At 40.5% G+C, this 22,264-nt stretch carries 22 protein-coding genes; 6 read left to right on the top strand and 16 right to left on the bottom strand.

Annotated elements, in window-relative coordinates; all coding sequences use genetic code 11:
* Positions 1-247: 247 nt before the first annotated feature.
* Positions 248-394, bottom strand: a complete 147-nt coding sequence (locus M3234_RS19140) for a hypothetical protein (protein ID WP_262306253.1) — start codon at positions 392-394, stop codon at positions 248-250.
* An 80-nt stretch (positions 395-474) separates the two neighbouring features.
* Positions 475-834, bottom strand: coding sequence for a hypothetical protein (locus tag M3234_RS19135; protein ID WP_262306252.1), 360 nt, complete (start codon positions 832-834; stop codon positions 475-477).
* A gap of 133 nt (positions 835-967) precedes the next feature.
* Here M3234_RS19135 and M3234_RS19130 point away from each other — a divergent pair, with 133 nt between their 5' ends.
* Complete coding sequence (locus M3234_RS19130) at positions 968-1,489, top strand: hypothetical protein (RefSeq protein ID WP_262306251.1); 522 nt, start codon at positions 968-970, stop codon at positions 1,487-1,489.
* 43 nt (positions 1,490-1,532) lie between these two features.
* On the opposite strand, the gene M3234_RS19125 is transcribed toward M3234_RS19130, so the two are convergent.
* From M3234_RS19125 to M3234_RS19100, 6 genes are all read right to left on the bottom strand, one after another.
* Positions 1,533-2,078, bottom strand: a complete 546-nt coding sequence (locus M3234_RS19125; RefSeq protein ID WP_262306250.1) for a hypothetical protein — start codon at positions 2,076-2,078, stop codon at positions 1,533-1,535.
* 25 nt (positions 2,079-2,103) lie between these two features.
* Positions 2,104-3,402 carry a PIN-like domain-containing protein gene (locus M3234_RS19120; RefSeq protein WP_262306249.1) on the bottom strand — a complete coding sequence of 433 codons (1,299 nt, stop codon included), beginning with the start codon at positions 3,400-3,402 and terminating at the stop codon, positions 2,104-2,106.
* A 375-nt stretch (positions 3,403-3,777) separates the two neighbouring features.
* Positions 3,778-4,470, bottom strand: coding sequence for an AIM24 family protein (locus tag M3234_RS19115; RefSeq protein WP_262306294.1), 693 nt, complete (start codon positions 4,468-4,470; stop codon positions 3,778-3,780).
* A 58-nt stretch (positions 4,471-4,528) separates the two neighbouring features.
* A complete protein-coding gene (locus M3234_RS19110) occupies positions 4,529-5,542 on the bottom strand; it encodes a GNAT family N-acetyltransferase (RefSeq protein WP_262306248.1) in 1,014 nt (337 codons plus the stop codon).
* 137 nt (positions 5,543-5,679) lie between these two features.
* On the bottom strand, positions 5,680-5,853 hold the full coding sequence (locus M3234_RS19105; RefSeq protein ID WP_262306247.1) for an SE1832 family protein: 174 nt from the start codon (positions 5,851-5,853) through the stop codon (positions 5,680-5,682).
* A 3-nt stretch (positions 5,854-5,856) separates the two neighbouring features.
* A complete protein-coding gene (locus M3234_RS19100) occupies positions 5,857-6,321 on the bottom strand; it encodes a hypothetical protein (protein ID WP_262306246.1) in 465 nt (154 codons plus the stop codon).
* Positions 6,322-6,476: 155 nt separating this feature from the next.
* On the opposite strand from M3234_RS19100, the gene M3234_RS19095 reads away from it, so the two are divergent.
* Together M3234_RS19095 and M3234_RS19090 are read left to right on the top strand one after the other, a co-directional pair.
* Positions 6,477-7,487, top strand: a complete 1,011-nt coding sequence (locus M3234_RS19095; protein ID WP_262306245.1) for a DUF3231 family protein — start codon at positions 6,477-6,479, stop codon at positions 7,485-7,487.
* 73 nt (positions 7,488-7,560) lie between these two features.
* Positions 7,561-7,719, top strand: a complete 159-nt coding sequence (locus M3234_RS19090) for a hypothetical protein (RefSeq protein ID WP_262306244.1) — start codon at positions 7,561-7,563, stop codon at positions 7,717-7,719.
* A 48-nt stretch (positions 7,720-7,767) separates the two neighbouring features.
* Here M3234_RS19090 and M3234_RS19085 read toward each other — a convergent pair whose 3' ends face one another.
* From M3234_RS19085 to M3234_RS19050, 8 genes are all read right to left on the bottom strand, one after another.
* Positions 7,768-9,492, bottom strand: coding sequence for a CocE/NonD family hydrolase (locus tag M3234_RS19085; RefSeq protein WP_262306243.1), 1,725 nt, complete (start codon positions 9,490-9,492; stop codon positions 7,768-7,770).
* 136 nt (positions 9,493-9,628) lie between these two features.
* A complete protein-coding gene (locus tag M3234_RS19080) occupies positions 9,629-10,801 on the bottom strand; it encodes a M20 family metallopeptidase (RefSeq protein ID WP_262306242.1) in 1,173 nt (390 codons plus the stop codon).
* Positions 10,802-11,130: 329 nt separating this feature from the next.
* Complete coding sequence (locus tag M3234_RS19075; RefSeq protein ID WP_262306241.1) at positions 11,131-12,192, bottom strand: alpha/beta fold hydrolase; 1,062 nt, start codon at positions 12,190-12,192, stop codon at positions 11,131-11,133.
* A gap of 18 nt (positions 12,193-12,210) precedes the next feature.
* Positions 12,211-12,774, bottom strand: a complete 564-nt coding sequence (locus tag M3234_RS19070) for a coiled-coil domain-containing protein (protein WP_262306240.1) — start codon at positions 12,772-12,774, stop codon at positions 12,211-12,213.
* Positions 12,775-12,806: 32 nt separating this feature from the next.
* A complete protein-coding gene (locus M3234_RS19065; protein ID WP_262306239.1) occupies positions 12,807-14,129 on the bottom strand; it encodes an MFS transporter in 1,323 nt (440 codons plus the stop codon).
* 15 nt (positions 14,130-14,144) lie between these two features.
* Positions 14,145-15,746, bottom strand: coding sequence for a class I adenylate-forming enzyme family protein (locus M3234_RS19060; RefSeq protein WP_262306238.1), 1,602 nt, complete (start codon positions 15,744-15,746; stop codon positions 14,145-14,147).
* A 25-nt stretch (positions 15,747-15,771) separates the two neighbouring features.
* Positions 15,772-16,536, bottom strand: a complete 765-nt coding sequence (locus M3234_RS19055) for an SDR family NAD(P)-dependent oxidoreductase (protein WP_262306237.1) — start codon at positions 16,534-16,536, stop codon at positions 15,772-15,774.
* Positions 16,537-16,787: 251 nt separating this feature from the next.
* Positions 16,788-18,221 carry a sigma-54 interaction domain-containing protein gene (locus tag M3234_RS19050; RefSeq protein ID WP_262306236.1) on the bottom strand — a complete coding sequence of 478 codons (1,434 nt, stop codon included), beginning with the start codon at positions 18,219-18,221 and terminating at the stop codon, positions 16,788-16,790.
* 327 nt (positions 18,222-18,548) lie between these two features.
* Here M3234_RS19050 and M3234_RS19045 point away from each other — a divergent pair, with 327 nt between their 5' ends.
* From M3234_RS19045 to M3234_RS19035, 3 genes are read left to right on the top strand one after another with little or no spacing between them, the layout of a single operon-like run.
* Positions 18,549-20,012, top strand: a complete 1,464-nt coding sequence (locus M3234_RS19045) for a spore germination protein (RefSeq protein ID WP_262306235.1) — start codon at positions 18,549-18,551, stop codon at positions 20,010-20,012.
* Between the two features lie 21 nt (positions 20,013-20,033).
* Complete coding sequence (locus M3234_RS19040; protein WP_262306234.1) at positions 20,034-21,146, top strand: GerAB/ArcD/ProY family transporter; 1,113 nt, start codon at positions 20,034-20,036, stop codon at positions 21,144-21,146.
* On the top strand, positions 21,143-22,264 hold the full coding sequence (locus M3234_RS19035) for a Ger(x)C family spore germination protein (RefSeq protein WP_262306233.1): 1,122 nt from the start codon (positions 21,143-21,145) through the stop codon (positions 22,262-22,264). The genes M3234_RS19040 and M3234_RS19035 overlap by 4 nt, the downstream gene beginning before the upstream one ends.

Below are 22,264 nucleotides of genomic sequence, written 5' to 3'. Positions count from 1 at the left end.
ACTGTGCATTTGTTTAGCCTTAGCATAGCTCTCATACTGCACAGATTATTACTTAGCAGCTCAGTAATATATTTTGACTAACCTAGACTGTTTTATAGCTGTTTGAGGCTTAGAGGGGGATACAGGGGGGGATAGGGTTAGGGAGACAGGGAGAGTACCTTACATAAAATACATAACCTATTTTTTCAATATCAGGAGGCAATACCAAAAGCTAATATCTGTTAAGTAAAACAAAATAAAAAGAGGCTTATTTAGCCTCAGAACCCTTTCCCTTTTCTATTTGATTCTTGATGCTCTTGTATATGATTACACCTTGAATAATACTAACTGCTGTTCCTAAGGCAATCTGCAAAAATGTCTCAGGAAAATTTATCTCAGACTTTGTATTTCTCATGCTATATCCTACTCCTTTTATGTTATCTTTTGTTAAATTCAGCTAAAAAATGCAAGCAAAAAAGAGAGCCTCATCAGCTCTCAGTAAACAATATCTCCATTTGCTTTTACTTTTGTACCTTTGGGATACTGCTTAAACTCCTCTAACCTGCCATCATGCTCTAGCTCCTCTTTAAGAGGCTTTCTTTTAATACCATCATTTATCTCCAATAAAGCTCTGGCTAGCCTAGCTGTATTTAGCTCTCCTATTATGGATGTATTATCTTTAAAAGTAATTGTTAATCCCTGCTCCATATAGTCAATCCAACTGTAATAGCTAAAGCTCTTAGGCATTTCTTTAGCCTTTAACAGCTCATCTTTCAGCCTACCCTGTACATCATCAGCATACCTAGATATTAATCTCAGCTCATCCTCAGTTATTGTACCTTTATCCTCATACATGACTGATCCTCCTATTTCTGCTCTATTAATCAAACAGATAGTAAGCAAAGTTTAGATTAATGTCAATGTATTCCAGTATACTGTTATTTCAGATATAATAGCATGGAAAATACTGTGACTGGAGAGAAAATCAATGTTTATTCTTAATACATTATCTCAAATCCCCACATATATCCCTGTTCCTGTTATTTCTGCTCTTTTGGGAGCTTGTGTTGGAGGTGCCATTTCTTATATTAACATTAATAGGCAATTCAGGGAGCAGAGAAGAAGAGATATTAGTCAAGAAAGAAAAAATGAGATGATTGCTATTAACTCTGTAGCAAAGGAATTAGAATATAATTGTATTCAATTATTAAACTATCAAAAGTATATGGATGAGTTTGGAATATTAGAGTTATACTCTAAAGGAACAGGCTCAAGTTTTTTATTTAAACAAGATAAATGGATAAAGCATAGTGACTTATTAGAATTTACTGTAGAGTTAGAGGGAATTTTAAGTGACCTACAATATTTTTATTATTTAATGTCTGCCTCCTTAAGCAGCCAAAAAATATCAGTGGATAATATACAGGATTCGCTAAAAACAGGACATAAACTTATTAATTATATGAATGATATTGTAAAAACAAAAAGAGAACAACAAAAGAGGAGTTGAAAAAACAGCTCCTCTTTCATTTATGTAAAGCTCTTTTAGCTTACTAACTTATTGTAATTGTCATTCCAAAGTGTAAGGTCTTATCCCTTACCTCAATTGTAAAGTCATTCAATTCTCCCTTGATACTGACAATCTCTCTTATATCTATAATGGTACTAAAAATCTTTTCCTGCTTTTTAAATAACCCACCTTTTGAAAAAAGAGCTAACTCATATTGGCAGTCCTTGTCATAGTATAGGTCAGGGAAAAATGTCTGCATGGTATCATCATGAATTTCTCTGTAAGAAAATAACTTATTGATACAGCCATAGTCATACAATAAATAAGGTAAATCCTCTAGAATGTCTTTATGATTTTGTAAATCAAAGTAAATCCATTCTTTGTAAAACTGATCATATGGGCTGTTTTTATAAATATGGTTAATAGTTTTTTCTCTGAGCTTTTTAGCCTCAATATTTTCTTTTCTTCCTTTAATCTTGGAGCTGAAAGTCCATGAAGGCTCTTTGTCTTTTAAAGCAATGTCATTCAGCTTATTGTAATTGCTAAGGTACAAAAATACATACTTATCTTTAACCTGATAAAAAGGCAAAGTTATTACCTCCATTTACATTTTTTTAGAGATGTCCATCAGGAAAAGCCTTGTAAAAGTTTATTGTACTTTTAATATTTGGCATTTCATTTAATAACTTTAAAACTCTTTCATCAGTATCCTCAGATAAAGAATTATAAAAATGCTGCCCTAAGTGCCCTTTTTCTGCATTGAGTGTTGATAGTAAAATAACAAGGTCTTGAAACTTCTTTTCTATTTTTGGTAAAGCAGTTCTAAATGCCCATTTGACAGCTTGCCCATATTTATAATTAGCTGTAAATGAATCCAATTCTAAATCATTAGACTGCTCAACCATTTGAAAAAAAACATTTTTTTCATCCTCAGTTAAATAATCAGTTACTTTATTTAAAGCTGTGGCTTTTTGTATTTTTAATTTATTCTCATTAAATTCCTCATATCTTCTGATGTTTTCAACCTCATTTGTTACCTCTTGTATTTGTGCCTCTGAAATATCTGCACCTAAATACTCAAATGCATATCTGACAAAATTATCTGTTCTATACATATAAAATTTCTGCTGAGTCTCATTAATAAACTCCTGAATTAGTTGGGGATGAGGCCCTTTAATTTTGCCACTTTCTTTTTCCCACCAATCCTCTTTTCTATCCTCAGTAATTAAAATTATAGGAGTTTGGTTTCCCTCTCTTTTTGCTCTATCCATTATTTGATTCCATACAATTAAATCACCATATAACTGCTGATACCTAAAATCACCATAGGTTCTAAAGTCTTGTTTTTCTTTATCTTTTTTGTCCTTAAATCCTGGAGGTACATCATATTGGTATCTCTCTTTTCCTTCTGTCTCAATTGCATTAATTTTTTCTTGAGGATAAGGCTCACCAATAATTCCATCTAATAAATTTAATAAATCCTGTTGAATTGCTTTAGGATCAGGTAAGTTGGTGATTTCTTTTATTATCTGTTCTTGTACTTTAGAATTTGACTGCTCAATGTCATTAAAGATAAAATGAAATTTTTTAATATCTATATATGGATGATTCCTTTTAACAGCTTCTAATCTTTTTTCAGCATCCTCTTTTAACTTTTTTAACTCATTTTCCAATAAATCATAACCCTCTTTTTGTTTGTGCATATTACCCTCATAATTAAAAAAGTATTCAAGAGCTACTTGATGTGGTATCCATAACCTGTCATTTTCTTTTAATTTCTTTAAAATACCTAAAAGACTTTTAGTAGACTCTTTTGAGGTATATTTGTAAAAATTTATTAAAATATTTGTATCAACTACAAAAATGCTTAAAACCCTTGTAAAATCAGTATTATAAAGAGGCTGAACTGTCATTATTCCATCTCTTATTGAAGATGCATGTACGACAAGGGATTTATCTTATCAAGGTAACATCGTGCCGGCAGAACAGGTTCATTATGCCTTTATTGGTGCCCTTAACGGAAAATATGCCAATGTAATTTCGACAGAGGATTTCCTTAAACAGAACAACTAATTAAATAAACAGAGCGTTTATTTATAGACAGAGCAGTTCAGATAACGTGGAGAAAAGTATTAAATAACAGTCTAAATTTCATATCATAAAACAATAATGTGCCAGGCACCTTCCAAAATTCTGGATGGTGCCTAGCACATTCTCTGCCTAGAACTACAAATCTGGTAATCTTCCTAAAATCATGGGTTCCTTTAATGTGGCTTTACAAGACCTGGTTAACTCTTTTCCACCCTTTTTACCTCTTCAAAAGGCTGCACAACGACAAAACCTTCGCCCTCGAACCTCATCTGGATTGATTCACCGCTGCCCCGTCCAAGGAATGTTTTTAAACTGATATCTGTTTGAAACTCAGGCTGGAGGTTTCCGGACCAGGCAACCGTAGCATTTGGGTCGGTAATCACCGGCTGGCTAGGCGTCACCCTCAATGTAAGCGGTTCATAGTGTGAGGTGATTGCAATCATGCCCGATCCTTCACAGCGAACATTGAATAGCCCCCCTGCCATGATTCCGGTAATACGTTTCATTAATTTTATCTGCCAGTTAATCCCTGGTTCAAATGCCAGTAAGTCATTGCCGTTCACATAGATGGAATCGTTTTGCAGATTTAATATGATTATCTTTTTCCCTTCATCAGCAAGATACAATTTTCCCGTGCCATTTGCTTTCATTAACGAGGCCCCTTCACCAGTTAAGGCCTTTTTAAATGCAGTGCCAAGTCCATGCTCCAAAATTCCTTCGCGCTCAAATTTTATTTTTCCATGATATGCGACCATGGACCCCGCTTTTGCCCATACAAGACCGTCCAAGTTTACCTCCAGTAAACGGGGTGTCTCTAGTTCAAAAAAGCCTTCTCCTTTATCCTTTTGCTCCGTTTGTTTAATAAATTCCTCCATTGAATACCGGCTCATCATGGACCACATCCTTCCATAAAGTAATTACGTTGGGAAAATCGTAAAATGTCCCCTGTTATTTTAACTGTTTTAGAATTCGGTAATGCCCTTTTCCCGGAAGATAGCCAAGACTTCTATTAATATGTTGCATTGGAGCATTATTTTCTTCCGAATCTGTCGTCATCGTATGTACCCCTTCATTAATTGCTGCATGAATAGACAATAACTTTAATGCTTTTGCGATGCCGCGACCGCGGTATTCTTTTTGAACTCCTGTATAGTTAGTATACAACACACCAGAATTTTCAGTGCTGTATAATTGAGTTACTCCGACGAAACGGTCACCTTCAATAGCAATAAGTACCCAGTCATAACGAGAAGTGACTTCCGGCAGAAACTCTTTTCTCCATTGCTCAAAAGGAGGAAGGCTTCCGAACTGGCCTGGATTATCCTTGGATGTCTCAACACATAATTCGTAAAGTTTATGTTCGGACTCTTCTCCTGGCAGGTTCGCTAACGTAACAAACTGAATGTCAGCCGATGTAAATTGTTCTACGAAACCTACATATTTTGCAGCGTCAAATTGATTGACATCTAATTCTAATGCAAAAACATGGGCATCCACTGTAAAGCCACGCTTTTGTACGAATGGAAGCGACTCATCAATCCAATCCATAACGATTGAGGATAATACAGAGGCTTGATGTTCATTGGCCCAATTTTCAATATGTGAAACAATCATCTCTCCGACACCTTGTCCCCGATAATCAGGGTGAACACAGAATTCACTTCCTACCTGACCAGGATCCACCCATGGAGCACGAAAAGCAGCACCAAAACCAATGATTTGGCCTTCTTCTGTCACTGCAACCACTCTTGTTCTGCCGAAACCAACCAAAAGACCGTTTTCATTTAGTTTTAGATTAGATGATGTTGGAATCTGCCGGTTTTCTTCTTCGAGGGATTGAGCTGTGGCGGCACCAGGCTCTATTAAATTTAGTAAAATGGCAAGTTGCTCATAGTCTTCTGGAATTTTTATCTCACGAAGCCTCACATGGCTTGAAACTTTACTTGGTTTATAAATTCCCATTTTTACCTCCATGATTTGCACCATAAATTTATGAAACGGCCAAACTCGTAATTATTTCTACAATATTTGTAAAAATCCTTTTTTAAACAAAAAATCCCCTTAAATCAGGGGATATAGCATGGCAAAAGAATGGCCATTTATTTTCTTAATAGCTGGTTTAATGTGCGTAATTCCTCTTCAATGGCAGAAATCCGTTTTTCCAACGGGTCCAAATTTCCTTTTACGTATTCCAATTTTTCGAGATTATGCTGCAACTGAACATACTCATCCTTTAACTCCATTATTTTATATTCAATCTCTTTTTTATTCATCGATTATACCCCAAATATACTTTCCAGAACGGATAATGGCGTTTCGTATTTAAAGCCAAATTCCCTTCCAGTGTAATAAAACACAGGATTGCTCAAGTCATTGGCCAAAGATTTTTCCTTTTCCAACTGGTCCAACAAGTCAACACTTTGACCCTGTCGTCCACCAGACTCACCCTCACCAATAAATTTCACGGTAACTGAAGCAATTTGCTCTTTCCCTCTCATGATAAAGATATCATGGCCGCCGTCGGAAAAAGCTTTTAAATGAAGATCATCAAACGAGACCCTAACCTTATTTTCCTTTTTCCGAATCACAAAGCCCCGTTCGCGGAAATAATCCTCGAAGCTATCGAGAAATTCCTGTACTTTCCTATGTAATCCCGGCTCAACTAGGGTTTGAAATAACTCACGGTTATCGTCCTTCAGACGGTTTAATTCCAGTTTCAATTCTTCAATCTCATTACTCATGTTCATTCTCCCCGTTTCGTTCATTCCTGTCTATTTTATCGCTAAATCACTGTTAGCGCCATTCTGCAAACAACAGTATTGTTTTTCTTTTAATGGAAATTCTAATTATATGCAAATATTGGGTTTTTCAGATATGAAGTAGGAGGTACTTTCAATTGATCCTTACAAATCCTATAAATGTTTCTGAAGTTGGCTCGCTTTGGCAAACATACCAAGAAAAGACCTTGATTATGCGATTTTTGGAGTATTTTATCGAAAAGTCCAATGACACCCAGGCAAGAAATCTTTTAGGTGGATTGTGGCAGGAGCTAAACTTTTATTGTAATGAGATGGAAGAGATTTTTTCGGAACAAGGTATGGCTATACCTGTTGGATTTACATTGGACGATGTGAATTTAGAAGCGCCAAAGTTATATGACAATGGGTTTGATGTGATGTTTGTCCGTATCTTAAAAGAAGTGAGTATGGGGCTATACACCCTTAGCATGAATATGACCTACAATAAAAAGGTGATGGCGATTTATGAGGGTCTCACCACGGTTACTCAAAAAATCTATAAACTCTCAACCCTTTATTTACTGGAAAAGGGAATTCTTAGCCTGCCTCCAAAAGTAACTATGCCGAAAAAAAATGAGTTTATTACTAGTGAAAAGTTTAGGGAGGGCTTTAAACTCACCGGCGATAAGAGGGCCTTAACTGACCTTGAGGTCGGGATCCTTCATCACAATCTTGAAGCAAATAATATTGGTATGCAACTTATTACAGGGTTTGCCCAATGTGCCCAGAACAAAGAGGTTAAACAATATTTTATCAAAGGGATGGATCTCGCAAAGAAACAAATTAAAATAATGGAGGAGTTACTTCTGGAGGCAGATGTTCAACTTTCCGCCACCTCAGGAGCGACGGTAACTTCCTCAACGGTACCACCTTTTTCTGATAAGCTGATGATGCATTGCATCTACATCCTCAATGGATTTTCCATTGTTGGCACTGGAACAGGTGCATATTTTAGTTTTAGAAACGATTTAGCAATGAAATCCATGTTAATCGCAAAAGATATTTATTTTTACGCTCAAGAAGGAATAAAAATTAAGATTGAAAATGGCTGGTTCGAGGAACCCCCACAAATGGAGAACCGTTCCGAGATTATCAATGGGAATGAATAAAACTTATCAACAATACCATGTTTGGTTAATAATAAGATTGTTAAACAATTAATTGAGGAGGACTTGGACTTGTATGAAACAAAGTCAACAATCTAAGCCTAATGTAAGTTCAATTATGAAGCCCGAATTTGCCGGCACGAATGCACAACAGGTAAAACAGCAAATTCAAAGGGATGTTAACGCAGGACAAGGTGACATGACTTCCCGAGAGGCAGGCGCCATGCGCGATTAAGCATGAACAAGGGACGGTTCGTGGCTGGAACCGTCCCTCTGGCTTTTCTTATGGAATAACCGGCAATAAGATGTGCGATGGATATTTTTCACTATGATACACTCGTTGGATGGCAGAAACCCATTCTTTACTGTTTTTTCCTGATTCCCCTGTATTGAGATTGCGGTCGTAACGCGGAAAATTGCTGCTAGAGATTTCTACTCGAAGTTTATGCCCTTTTTTAAAAACATTACTGGTTGCCAGCAAGTCAATTTCATAGCGGTAGACTTCATTAGGCGTGATGAGCGAAGCGGGCTGATTTGTCTCCCTGTATTTTGCGCGGATAATTCCATCGACTATATTAATTGCTTTCCCAGTCGGATGGACATCGACAACCTTTGCCGTAAAGTCGGTATCCACCGCTGAGCTTGCTGCATACAGGATGACCTTCACCGGCCCAGTTACTTCCAAATCCTCCACCAATTCCTCACTAGTGTAGACCAAGACATCCTCCCGTGCTTCAAGGTGTTGCTGGTCAATTGGCCCTCGCGGGTAATTCGCTGGCATTAGATGGTTGCCCCCAAGAGTCGGAACGGGATTGGCGGGATCATACACATAACTGTCGAAATTGTCGTCCTGCGGCAGGTTTAGCGATAGGGAACCATCCCCATCCTTTGTATTGGCCCTGCCATTACTGTGGAAATAATACGGCGTATAAACGGTCCTTTGTAATGGCCATTCCTGTTCGCTGCGCCATTTGTTTTCTCCCATGACAAAGATTTTAACGGGAGCCTCGTCCATAATCCCATTCTCGATTCCTTTTAACCAATAATCAAACCATTGTAATTGCAAGCTTGTTAAATCAGTTTTCAATTCGAGCAACAAGCTTGATGCGCTTAAACCGAAATTCAAGTCTCCTACCTGCGGGGCAAATCCTGCATGGGCCCAAGGGCCGATCATCAGCTTTGTATTGTTTTTGTGGTTCCATGTTTCATAGTGCTCGAGGTCCTGGCCCAGCAAGAGATCATACCAACCCGCAATTCCGAATACAGGGACATTGATCTTTTCGGATTTTTCCTTCACACCGATTTCCTGATGGTATTCATCCCTTGTTTCGTGTTCAAGAATGTCGTAAACAAACGAGGCGAAACCATCACCGAGTTTAAGCCACTGGCTGTCCTGAATCGGCAATTGATGAAAGCCGGCCTCTTCAATATGGTCGATTGCATGTACCATTTGCATAAACTCTGGGAGGAAGTCTTCCTTTCCCTTTTTCGCCCTAATCACGGCATTCGGTCCAATCGTGGCTAACGACCAGGATATCAACAAACCCAGTTCAAGGGCGCCGCCACGATACATAAACACATCGGTTCCCCAGGTAATTGGAAAAATAGCTTTAAGATGCGGCGGCCGCATGACCGCAGCCTGAAATTGCGTCATCCCTTTATACGACAGACCATACATACCGACATTTCCATCAGAGTATGGCAAGGAAGCGGCCCATTCTACTGAATCATATCCATCCTGATACTCATTTTTATAGGCGTAAAAAGACTCCCCTTCGGATTCAAACCGGCCGCGGACATCTTGAATAATCACGACATACCCCTGGTGCGCGGCTGCGATTGGGTCCAATACCATGGTTGTCAGGGGGAGAAATGTCTTATTGTACGGGGTCCGTTGCAGTAAAACGGGATATTTTCCCTCTCTTTCGGGTCGGTACACATCCGCATACAGTGTAGTCCCGTCTCTCATCACCGACGGGACATTTTTTTCGTGAATTATTTTACTCAAAATCCCTCCACCTTCCTACTAATAGAATTACAGGCTATCAAAATCAATCTATTACCATATGGGTAAAATTATTCATGCTAAATCCGAGAGTAATTTCTCCCTATCCGAGAGTAAAACAGCCCCGCTCCCTCAATTTCTACCTTTCTCCCAAATAATCAATCGCCAGCGCGATAAAATACTGAATTGATTCTATGAATTTTTCAATCTCCACATATTCATTCGGCTGATGGGCGAGCGTCGGGATTCCCGGGCCAAAGATGAAGGCGGGTACCTGCAAATGCGGGCAGTAAACGGATGCGTCGGTATAATAATTAACCCCTGATGGCTTTAATTCTAGGTTCAGATGGTTTTTTCCGGTCTCGATCGCAAGTTTGATAAAATCATCGGATTCGTCTGTACCCACGGATGCCATGCTATTCAAGACTTTTATCTCATAATTCAAAGCAACAGCCTTAACCAAATTCTCAATATCTTGTAAAATTTGCTCATTGCTCTGTCCGGGCACAGTTCGGATATCAATGGTTAGCTTGCATTGATCTGGGACTACATTTGTTTTGACGCCGCCTTCAATTGTTCCAACATTTAACGTCGGAAGGCCCAATACCGAGTGTGGCTTGTAGTCAAATTGATAGGTTTGCAGACGATTGATAATTTCATTCATCGTTAAAATGGCATTTATCCCTTTGTCCGGCATTGACCCATGGGCTGTTTTTCCATAAGTGGTGATTTCGAGCCATAAGCAGCCTTTATGGGCATGGAAAATTTGGTTTTCACTAGGTTCCGACACAACTAAGGCTGTGGCCTTATCGATTTGTCCCTTTTCAACCACTGTTTTTGCACCATATCCATCCACCTCTTCACCTGCTGTGCCGACAAACTGCAGCTTTCCATTCAGCTTCACTCCGGCCTCTTCCAAATACTTCAATGCAAGGACCATCGCTGCCACGCCGCTTTTCATGTCGGTTGTACCGCGGCCAAATACCTTGTTATCGACTACTTCCCCGGAAAACGGGTCATGCTCCCACTCCACCTTTCCCGTTGGAACGGTATCAAGGTGACCGCTGTATACCAGAAATTTGTCATCCTTTCCCCCATTGGGATATGTAACAAAAATATTGGCCCGGTTGTCCCCTAAGTCATCCAATTCAACTTGAAGACTGCATGTTTTTAAAAAGGACTGAATCACCTCAGCTACCTCTTTTTCATTTCCTGGCAGGTTCACACTATTCACCTGGATCAATGACTGTAAAAATTGAACCGCTTCCTTTTCGTCGATCCTGTCAAAAACCTTCGATTGCAAAACAGCCATGCTTCATTCCTCCTATTTTTAGTTAGGTACTTTTCTAAAAGAATATTGCTTTTCCATGTAATTACACTGCTCCATGGTATCAAGGAAGAGTTTTTCATATGACCGAACGATCGAAAAAATCATCGGCACGGTCACATATAGACTTTCTATGCGACCCATCGCTTGAAAAATTCACCGGGCCGGTCGCATATAACCCTTCTATTTGACCTATCGCTAGATAATAGTACCAATAGGGTCGCATTGGAACATAAACAGTAATATTTATGACAGCACTATCTAGATAAAACTACCCGTTATCGGATCAATCCTCCAACGGGCAGCACTAACTATTACTTCGAATGCTCTCCAAGCCAATCTTCCAGGATGCCATTTAATTTTCCTGTCATCGCCAGGGAAACGTGTCCTGCCTCCACACTGAGGTAGGTTTTATCCTCACTAGAAACCAATTCCATTAACGGCAGGCTTTGGCCTTCAGGGATCAGGGTATCGTTTTTTGAACTGACCACCAGCAGATTGGCGGTTATTTTTCCTAAATCGACCTTTTGGCCATGGATGGTGAATTCGCCCTTGACCAGTTTATTTTCTTTAAAGAAATCAGTGGTCATTTGGCGGAATGCCCCGCCCGTCAACGGAACATGACCGCTATTCCATTTATTCATCCGTTTCCACTTTTCGACAAAGCGCTCATCATTCGCACGCGTTAACAGGGTGACATATGGGCTGTTATAAATCGGGGCCGTCACAGACCGGAACATTGCCTCAACGTAAGCCGGTGGGATCACTCCGAATACCTCAATCAGTCGATCCGCGTTATACCCGCTTTCCTTCAATTCCTGCTCCCATTTATCCGGCAGTACCGAAACGCTAAAATCGATGGGAACAGTAGCGACGATCAGGTTCCTGATTGGTTCCTCCGCAATCGCGGCATACATCGCCGCAAAGGTGCCGCCTAGACAATAACCGATTACGGACACTTCCTCCGTCCTCGAATGGCGTAGCGCCCGCTTCACCGCTTTTGGAATATAGTCGGCAATATAGTCTTCAATGGTCATATCTTTATCTTCATATCCTGCGATCCCCCAGTCTAATAGGTAGACATCGTAGCCATTGTTGACTAATCCTTCCATCACACTGGATCCCGGGGCAAAATCGAGAATACTAGGCCGGTTAAACAGGGAATAAATCATAAATACCGGAATGTCATATTTCTTTTCAGCAGGGGCATAATGCCATAGCGTTGCCTTATTTTTTGCCCAAACCTGTTTTCTCGGGGTGTGATTTGCGCCAAGCTCCGGCCCCATGATGGCATTGGCAAACGCTGTCCAACGCTCGAGTTCTTTTTCATAATTGAAGGCTGGCAGGACGGTTTGATTGCTAGTTTTTGTTGCCAAAATCCTTCCTCCTTCCGATTATTTGGTTAAAGCCGCAAGTTCCTTTTCCTTGTCCTGTTTCGATCCTGCCAATTGGGCTTTAAGACTGGCAATCTCTTCTTTTAAGCTATTCATCTCAGCCAATTCCCTTTTGATTTCCAGGAGTTCGAAATGGATCTCGTCTATCGTTTCCAACTCTTTTTTGTCTCTTTTCTGCTCTGTTTTAAGCTGCTTGATTACCTTGACAGCTTCACGGGAAACCTCTGTTAAACTGCCAACCTGTTTATTTGTGGATTCAATGGCATCCTCGACATTCCATAGCTGCTCCTCCAAGGCATCCAGCTTTTCCTCTGTTTGAATCGAAAGTTTCGCTACATTGGCGAGGTCCTTTTTCGTTGGTAGCTGTAACTGAGTGAGCAGTAATTGCTGATTTCTTTGGAACATCTCCAGATACCGGAGCTGCAGGTCCGTCGCTCCCTGTGACCACTTAATATAGTCACGACTGTTTGTCCAAAAATGAATCACATCATTGGCCTGTTTTTCCCAATTGATCATTAGGTTTTTCCATGCTTCATATGGATCGTATGTTTTGCTGCCAGCCATTTTCAGATCCTCCCGCTTATTTTGATGGGTTCTTAACTTACAGATTTCTTATCGGCTATTTTGAGATCAGCCTGTTTGGATTGTTTTTCTTTTAAAATCAAGGCACATATAGCTGCTATCGCTGAGACGATGGCAAAAAAGATAAATACCTTGCTAAAATCCTGTGTGCCATTGGCCCCGACGGTTACTAAATAACCGGCAATCAGCGGCGAGACGAACGAACCCAATTGGCCAATTCCATTTGCCAGCCCGGTTGCGCTTCCGACAATCTCCTTTGGATAGCGTTTCGGCAGGTAAGCATAGATGGAACCAAAGTTCAAGTTGACAAAGAATCCCACCAGCAATAGCAATGTCAGTAACATACCTGTATTTCCCTTTTCGACAGAACCCAGCATCCAGAGCACCGGAATACTTCCAAGATAGCCGATTAACGCTACCGGCTTCATGCGATGAACGACGTTATCCATCAGCCATCCGCCAAGCATCATCGCGAAGAAGGCGACAATATACGGTGCGGAGGCGAAAAAGCCCATTTCCTTCAGATTCAGCCCATGCTGTGTCACAAGGAACGAAGTTAACCATGTGGATGTTCCCCAGTAAACAGCCAACTGGCAGAATAAACACAAAGTGAAGACATAAAAATTAAGATCTTTCAGGAAAACGCCATATTGTTTTCTTTTTTCTTCCTTAGACATCTTGACAGGGGCTGCATTGTTTTCCTCCATATCCTCGTCCTTGCTCAATTTTCCTTTATCAATCATTTCTTTCGGTGAATCCGCCACAAATCGCCATAATAGGAAGATGGCGAGTGCACCTGGAATCGCAAGAACGTAGAATACCGGTCTCCAAGCCCCTCCAAAGAAGTAGATAGAAATACTAGTAACGATTACTGGCACAATAGCAGGAGCCACAGCCCAAGATGTGGCAAAGAAGGAAACGGCTCGTCCTCTTTCTTTAAATGGGAACCAGTTATTGATGGCACGAATGGCAGGAGCAAAATGGTGTCCTTCTCCTAGACCCAAGCCAATCCGCAGCGCAATAAACTGCGCGAAATTTTTCACGACTCCGGTTAAGGCGGTAACGAAGGTAAAGACGGCTACGGCAATATACATGACTTTTTTGGAACCAATTTTATCGGCGAGAAAACCTGCGCTGATTTGTGCAGCCGCATAGGCAAAGAAAAATACGGATGCCAGCTGTCCAACTTCGACCGGCGTTAAGTTCAGATCTTTTTGGATATAAGGCAGAAAGGTCAGGACCGCCATCCGGTCAAAATAGTTAATGATATAGACCAACCAAAGGATGACAAGAACCCAATACCGATATCCCCACGCTTTTTTTACAATAGCAGTCATTTTCTCTCTTCCTTCCTAGGATTCATTTTCTTGTGTTTGCCGGTTCCTTAATACATTCTTTAATATCTTTCCACCTGGGTTTCTTGGCAGTTCTGATGCAAATACGATTAGTTTCGGAACTTTATAATTTGCTAGTCTTTCTGCTACGAAGTCTCTTATTTCTTCCTTTTTGATGATTTCGCCGGTCTTCGGGACTATCACCGCTTTTACGACTTCTCCAAACAGAGCATCCGGGACTCCGACGACAGCGGCTTCTAAAACCTTCGGATGATTATAAAGAACATTCTCTACTTCAATACAGAAAATCTTTTCACCGCCGCGGTTGATTAAATCTTTTTTGCGGTCGACGATATACACAAACCCATCGGAATCGATCATGGCCAAATCCCCTGAGCGCCAATAGCCGTTCCAAAATGATGCCTGATTTGCTGATTCATTGTCCCAATAGCCCTCGACAACCATCGGGCCTTTGATTAGCAATTCTCCTACTTCCCCAGGCAGGCACGGTTCGTCTTCGTCGTTTACGACGATTAAGTCTCCGACCGGAACCGGCAGCCCGACGGAATCCAGTTTGGCTTCGTGGTAACTTCTAGGCATAATCGTCGCCGGTGACGCTGTTTCCGTCGCCCCGTAAGCATTATGCAGGCGGGCGTTCGGAAAATATTTTTTCAGTTTATAAATGGTTTCCGAGGACATTGGCGCTCCGCCATAAGCAATACAGCTTACATTTGCATAATTGTATGAAGAAAAGTTGTCATGAGACATCATCATAATGTATATAGTTGGAACATTAAACAAGAAGCTGACCTGTTCCTCCGCCGTTAACCGGATGAATTCCTCCGTCTGGTATCTCCTCATGATGACGGACGTCCCGCCGACCCGTATCATGTGAAAAAGCTGGCCAATTAACCCTGTTACATGAAACAGCGGAACAGCGATTAATGTCTTGGCTTCATGATTCGTGTTGAGCACCATTTGATAATTCATTGAACTGTGGATGGCACCTATATGACTGCCAACTGCTCCCTTTGGAAGCCCGGTCGTTCCCGACGTATACATAATAAATAATGGATCGTCTTCCGCCACAAACACTTCCTCGACTGTAGAGGTTTGTTCCAATATTTCATAAGGAAGATAATCTTTTCGTTGGGGCGTCCCATTTCCAACTAAGAAGAAATATTGGACCGTCGATATGGAATCCTCATCTCGCATGCTTTCCACCTTAGGCAGGAATTCGTCATCGACAAACAACAGCCTGCTGCCGGATTGTCCCAACATATAGGAAACTTCTGTTTCCTTTAATCTTGTATTTAACGGGACAGCAATCGCCCCTAATTTGGCGCAAGCAAACACGAGCAAGGAAAATTCAATACTGTTGCCTAATAGAAGTGCGACCCGGTCTCCCTTTTTTACACACATCGATTTTTGCAAATTCCCGGCAATCTTTTCCACTTTAACCCTCATATCTTTATACGTTAACTGGATCCCGTTCATCACTAGTGCCTCTTTGTCGGCGTATTTTTCCGCAGACTCCTCAAGCATCGAAAAGAGATTCTTAGGACGGGGTTCGAACACCTTCACTTCCCGGTTAAAGTGGATTTCCTTGATTATCTTCATGGTAAAACCTCCTGCAACGTTGGGATTATCGGGCCGTCCATCCTCCATCGACATTCAGCACCTGGCCCGTCACATATTTTGACGTATCAGAAGCGAAGAATACGACTGGTCCTACAAGATCCGATGTTTCACCGATTCGCTTAATCATGGTAGAATTTATAATTTTTGCCGACCGTTCAGGATCAGAAAGCCACTCTTTTGTCATCGGCGTGCTAATATAACCTGGTCCAATGGCGTTAACCGTAATGTTATAAGGGGCTAATTCTTCAGCCCAAACTTTTGTTAATTGGTTAATGCCTCCTTTACTGGCAGCATAGGAGGATTGAAACGGCATGCCAATCGATCCAAGAATCGAAGAAATATTAATGATTTTTCCATAATTTTGTTTCACCATCTGTTTGGCTACACTCTGTCCCACCAGAAAAATCCCTTTGAGATTGACACCCAAAACCGTGTCCCAATCACTTTCTTCTACTTCAGGGAGCGGCTTACGGATATTCATCCCGGCATTGTTCACTAAAATATCCAGTGAACCATATTGCTCAACAATTTGATTGACCAATGCTTCTACTTGATCCTTTTTCGTTACATCGCAAGGAATATAGGCAGCATCAATCTCCTCCTTTTTTAGCTGAGAAACAGCCCATTCCCCTTCCTCTGTCCCGCGGCTGGAAATAATCAGCTTTGCCCCATAATGCCCTAATGCCTGGGCCATTCCATAGCCAATGCCTTTACTTCCGCCCGTCACAAGTGCAACCTTTCCATTGAGCTGAAAACTTGGCAGGTTCATACCCTTCTACCCCTTTCCGTCACTGTTCGATTTTTAGAAACTGACAAAACTGTCGATGAATCCATTTATACTAATTGCAAATTACGTGCCAACTTTACGTAAATATAGAATTTTTACAATTCTTCGACAATAATATCCAAAAAAAGATAAACTTTTTAAAATTATTACTGTTGAAATATTGGAAAACAGCCAAAAAAATAAAAAGCCAGCTTTTTAATGCTGACTTTTTAAAAATTTGATTCCTTTTTTCATCAAACGGTTAAACCTAGCTTTTTCATTTTCTTTACAAGTGCTGATTGGCTAATCCCTAATGCCTCAGCAGCGCGCCGTGTTGTTTTCGATATTTCCATCTGCTCTTTTATCATCTTCCGTTCCACGTTTGCAACCGTTTCTTTCAGCTTGCCAGGTTCAGGTTTGGCGAAGCCCTTGCCTGATAGCATATATGGCGGCAAATCCTTCAACGATATTTCCTCCTGATCGGTCATGACCGCCAGCCGTTCAATTAAATTTTCAAGCTCTCTAATATTCCCAGGCCAGCTGTATCCTTCAAAAAATTGCAGAATTTCAGAATGAAATCGCTTATTTAACCGGTTCTTTTCATTGGTCCTGTTTAAAAAATAGAAGGCAAGTGGAATGATATCCACCTTCCTTTCCCTTAGAGGCGGAACCTTGATGGGAACAATATTCAGCCGGTAGTAAAGATCCCGTCTAAAGTCGTTTTTGTCGACCATGGCCTCTAAATCCATATGGGTCGCGGAAATCACCCTTACATCCATTTTGATGCTTTTTGTGCCACCGACACGCATGATTTCAAATTCCTGCAGCACCCTTAACAGCTTGACCTGTAGGTCGACCGGCATGTCTCCAATCTCATCCAAAAAGATGGTTCCCCCGTTGGCGAGTTCAAATAAACCAGGTTTCCCATGGCTGTTTGCCCCTGTAAAGGCTCCTCGTTCATAACCAAACAATTCGGATTCCAGCAGGTGGTGCGGTATGGCTCCACAGTTTACCTTAACCAATGGTTTGGCAGCCCGGTCGCTTTCTTGATGGATGTAGTTGACAATGACTTCCTTTCCGACACCGGATTCCCCTAAAATGAGCACACCAGAATCCACCTTTGCCACCTTTCTAGCCAAATGGAACACCTTCATGATTTCCTGGCTTTGTGCGACAATTCCATCAAGGTGCATATGAATTAATTCTCTTTTTCTTAATTCTTCAATTTCGCTTATGTATTGATCGGTCATTTTTCTAGAGTGAAGCAGTTCAGTTTTTATATGATTTAAATCCGAAATGTCCCTTACATTGGTAACGACAAAGACAATATTCCCAACCTTGTCAAATACTGGATTTCCAGTTACCAACAATTCCTTGCCCCGAACCGATTGGATAATGGTCACGGGTGTCCTTTTTTCTAATACCTTGACCGTGACCGATTCCGACACGATCCCCTCTTTGACCACCGTCCTCATACTCTTTCCAAGCAATTCTTCACTTTTGACGCCCGTAATCCTTGAATACGCCGTATTTACCATGATGCCGACACCATTCTGATCTGCCACGTAAATGCCGTCATAGCTTGATTGAAAGATAGAAACCAAAATGTTTTCAATATCTGACTTGTTGATCTGGTCAAGTTTCATGCACTCTGATAAATAATCCAAATTTATCGATTGATTTGTCATTTCATTTTCCCCCACCCATATGAGCATGAAACTTTTATAACCAAAACATCCATATTACAGGCACTCTCCCAACCCATCCATGAAGAGGATTTTTTTACAACAAAAAGGCTGATTTCATAGAGAATCAATTTATCCACTTGATTCGAAAAGGAATCATTCCAATATTTATAATTCTACAAAAATTTCAAAATTCCTTTCTGAAGAAGAAAAAAGCTGCCCTAACGGATCCGCTTTTTTCGCTGACCGCTTTCTATTGATGGAATAGTCCTTCATATTTTTGGAATACTACTCTAGATATTATTACCACAAGCAAGGACGAATCCTAAAATGGAAAAAATAATCAGGCCTATTCCGCCAACAACCGAAGAAATGACACTTGCGCTGAAAAAAGGACTTCAAAATAGCGCAGATTTGATGGTGAAATCTGCAGGCTCCGGAATGACATTACTTTATATTGATACCCTTATTGAAAAACTAATGCTACACCAAGATATCCTTGGTCGGATTAAAGACGAAAGCTTTTCTGAGATTGATGCCATCATGGGTGAAATTACGGTATCTGATATCAAAAAATCGAAAAATTTGGATGAAGCGATTATGGCAGTCCTCACTGGAAGTGTCATCGTTCATTTAAATGGGGATTCATCCGTCCTTTTGGTGAATATTCCATCAGATGAGAAACGCGCCTTATCCAAGTCTGAAAATGAATCCCAAGTGGTTGGGTCACAAATCGCCTTTAATGAAAGCCTGTCTACCAATATTCAATTAATCAGAAGATATTTGGCTGATCCTAATCTTTGTCAGGAAATGTTTCATATTGGAACAAGGACGCATACAGCCGTTTCTATGTTGTATATAAAAGACATCGCATCGGAAGAGTATGTAAACAATCTTCGCGAAAGATTGACGAGCATCAAAATAGACGGGATTATTGACAGTGCTGTTTTATCGCAATTAATTGAAGATAGCTCGTTATCGCTCTTTCCGCAAATGACGGTTACCGAGAGACCGGATTTGGTCAGTCATTGGTTGTTAAACGGCAAGATCACCGTCCTAGTGAATGGCAGCACATTAGCGATTTGCTGTCCGCACTCTTTTATTGAGTTTTTCCATACGATGGAGGATATCAATGTCAGATGGCATATCGCCACTTTTCTACGATTACTGCGAATGGCAGGGGTGTTTATGTCGATTTTTTTCACCGCTGTTTATGTCGCGGTATTAACGTATCATTATGAAATTGTCCCGCAAGCCTTACTAATTCCACTTAGCGAATCAAGAGCGAGGGTGCCTTTCCCTCCTTTATTTGAAGCATTTCTTTTAGAATTTATGATTGAATTTTTAAGAGAAGCGGGTTCAAGGATGCCAACAAAAGTGGGACAAACAATTGGTATCGTTGGCGGTATTGTCATTGGCACTGCTGCCGTTGACGCCGGATTTACGAGTAATATCCTCATTATTATCGTTGCTTTGGGGGCACTCGGGTCATTTATTACGCCTAGCTATACAATGGGCAATGTCATTCGAATTTTGAGATTCCCGTTAATCCTGTTAGCAGGATGCTGGGGGTTATACGGAATCATGTTCGGTTTCTGTTTGCTGTTATTGCATCTATTGCGGCAAACAACGCTCGGCGCCCCGTTTATGGCACCGTTCTATCCGCCGCGATTTGCCGATTGGAAAACCAATATTATCAGATTGCCGTTTACTTATACCTCTAATCGTCCAATCGAACTAAGGCCAAAGGATGAACATAAATACAATCCCGAGAAAGCAAAGAAACAAAAATAATGGCGAATGGCGGTGTCCCGAATGAAAGCAAACTACCAACCAAAGCCGCCGCTTTTGGTAAATGCTTTTATGGCCTTCTATATTATGCACGATCTTCAGGTTGGGGTTGGAATAAATGGGTTCCAACGTTATATATATATGTACGCAAAGCATGATTCCTGGGTTTCCGTGATACTTGTAGGACTCCTGGTACATTTGATTGTGTTTCTCATCCTGAAAACCTTGCAATTATATGGTTCTACCGACATCTTTGGTGTCCATGATGATGTTTTTGGCAAAATCATCGGTAAGGTTTTTAATGCCATCTTTATTGTATATTGTTTGTATGCCACCCTCATTACTCTTATAAACTATATTGAGATCGTCCAAAGCTGGATCTTCCCTGAGACGCCTATATGGTTGTTTTCCCTCTCTTTATTTTTGTTAATGATTTATGGGATTACCGGGGGAATCCGCGTGATTATTGGCATCTGTTTTTTTAATGTTATCATTTCTTTGTGGGTTTTGTTTTTGCTCCTATTTCCGTTGAAGTATGCCGATTTCTCTCAATTGCTTCCGGTGCTAGATACGAATCCATTGGGGATTATCAAGGGGACTTATCGCATGACCTCGACTGTTCTTGGTTTTGAGTTATTCTTTGTCCTTTATCCCCACTTTAAAGAAAAGAGCAAGGTTCAACTTTATAGTCATTTAGGCATACTCATTTCAACGATTGTTTATGTCGCGATCATGGTCATCTCCATTGCTTATTTTAGTCCGGGACAGTTGGTATCTAATATTTGGGCAACACTTACGATGTTTAGAATATCGAAAATCCCGTTTATTGAACGATTTGAGTACGTGACAATAGCCTATTGGATGATCATTATCCTTCCTAACCTAATGTTTTATATGTGGTCTGCCATCCGGGGGATGGAAAGAAGTTTTAAGGTAGTAGAGAAAAAAAGTTTATTGATTTTTTCCATCCTCCTGTTCGTGGTGAGCCTATTTTTTAAAACCCGATTGGAAATAAGCCGGTTAAATCAGCTATTTGTGCCTATTGGGTTTTATCTGGCCTTTTGCTATCCCATCCTTTTATTTTTTTTAGCCTTCATAAAAAGGAAATGGAAGTCAAACAAGGAGCAAGCACTATGAGGCAATATAAGAAATGGCTTTTAGTTTTCATTATTCTCCTTCTAACAGGATGTGCGAAACCAAAAACTCTCGAAAAAATTGGATTGGTCACCACAAAAGGTTATGATCTTGAGAAAGACGGGAAAATTAAAGGATCGTTGGTCATTCTTACCGTTGATCCAAATGCTAAACAAAAAACGACAATTATTACGACGAAAGCGTTAACTGCCAGAGGGAATCGGATTCATAGTGACGTAATGTCCTCTAAAAAGCTGCTCTCGGGCCAATTGAGGGTCGTTTTATTTAGTGAAGCTATCGCCAAGCATGGAATCAAACCGTTTACCGATACCTTTGTTAGGGATCCCTCTATCAGTGACTTAATTTACATGGGGATAGTCGATGGACAAACGGAGGATTTGCTAGGGATTGTCAATAACCAAATACCCGATGTTGGTCAGCATATTTATAAAGAGATTGACCATAACGTAAGATGGTCCCTTATCCCTTCTTCTACTCTTCATGAAACATTGCAGGGAAATTATGCTGTAGGCAAGGATCCCGTATTGCCAATCCTCAAGAAAACGAAAAATAGGGTAAGGATATCTGGAGTGGCATTATTAAAAGATAACAAATTGGTGGGCAAACTTAATTTTTATCAAAGTTATTATGTCAGAACTCTTCAATCACCGCTTAAATCAGGCGCATTCGAGATTCCGATTTCCGGTGAATCGTTGGGTTTGACAGGAGATCACCTTCCACACAAACAACTGGCCGTCGCCCTAGATACGGTTTTAAGCAACCCTAAAATTGAACTAATCAACAAAGAAAATCTCGAATTTAATCTTAACCTGAAAATCAATGCCCGGATCCAAGAAATAAATGCTGATATTGATTTAAAGTCACCCAAAACCATCCAATTGCTCGAAAGAGAAATTGCTAATCAAATGAAGAAAGATATTAGAAAGATTGTTGCTTATTGTCAATCGGTGCAGTCTGATCCGTTTGGTTTAGGCGAGACATATCGAAGCTCCGTTCGCCATGCAAACCTGAACAGGAAAAAATGGCATAAAATATATCCAAAAGCTAAAGTAAATGTTAATGTCAAATTTACCATTGCTAAAACAGGTATCGTGGAATGA

The sequence above is a fragment of the Neobacillus niacini genome (assembly GCF_023715785.1).
GTDB classification, from domain to species: domain Bacteria; phylum Bacillota; class Bacilli; order Bacillales; family Cytobacillaceae; genus Neobacillus; species Neobacillus niacini_E.
The sequence above is the reverse complement of the archived record's forward strand: the minus strand, read 5'-3'. Positions and strand labels throughout refer to the sequence as shown.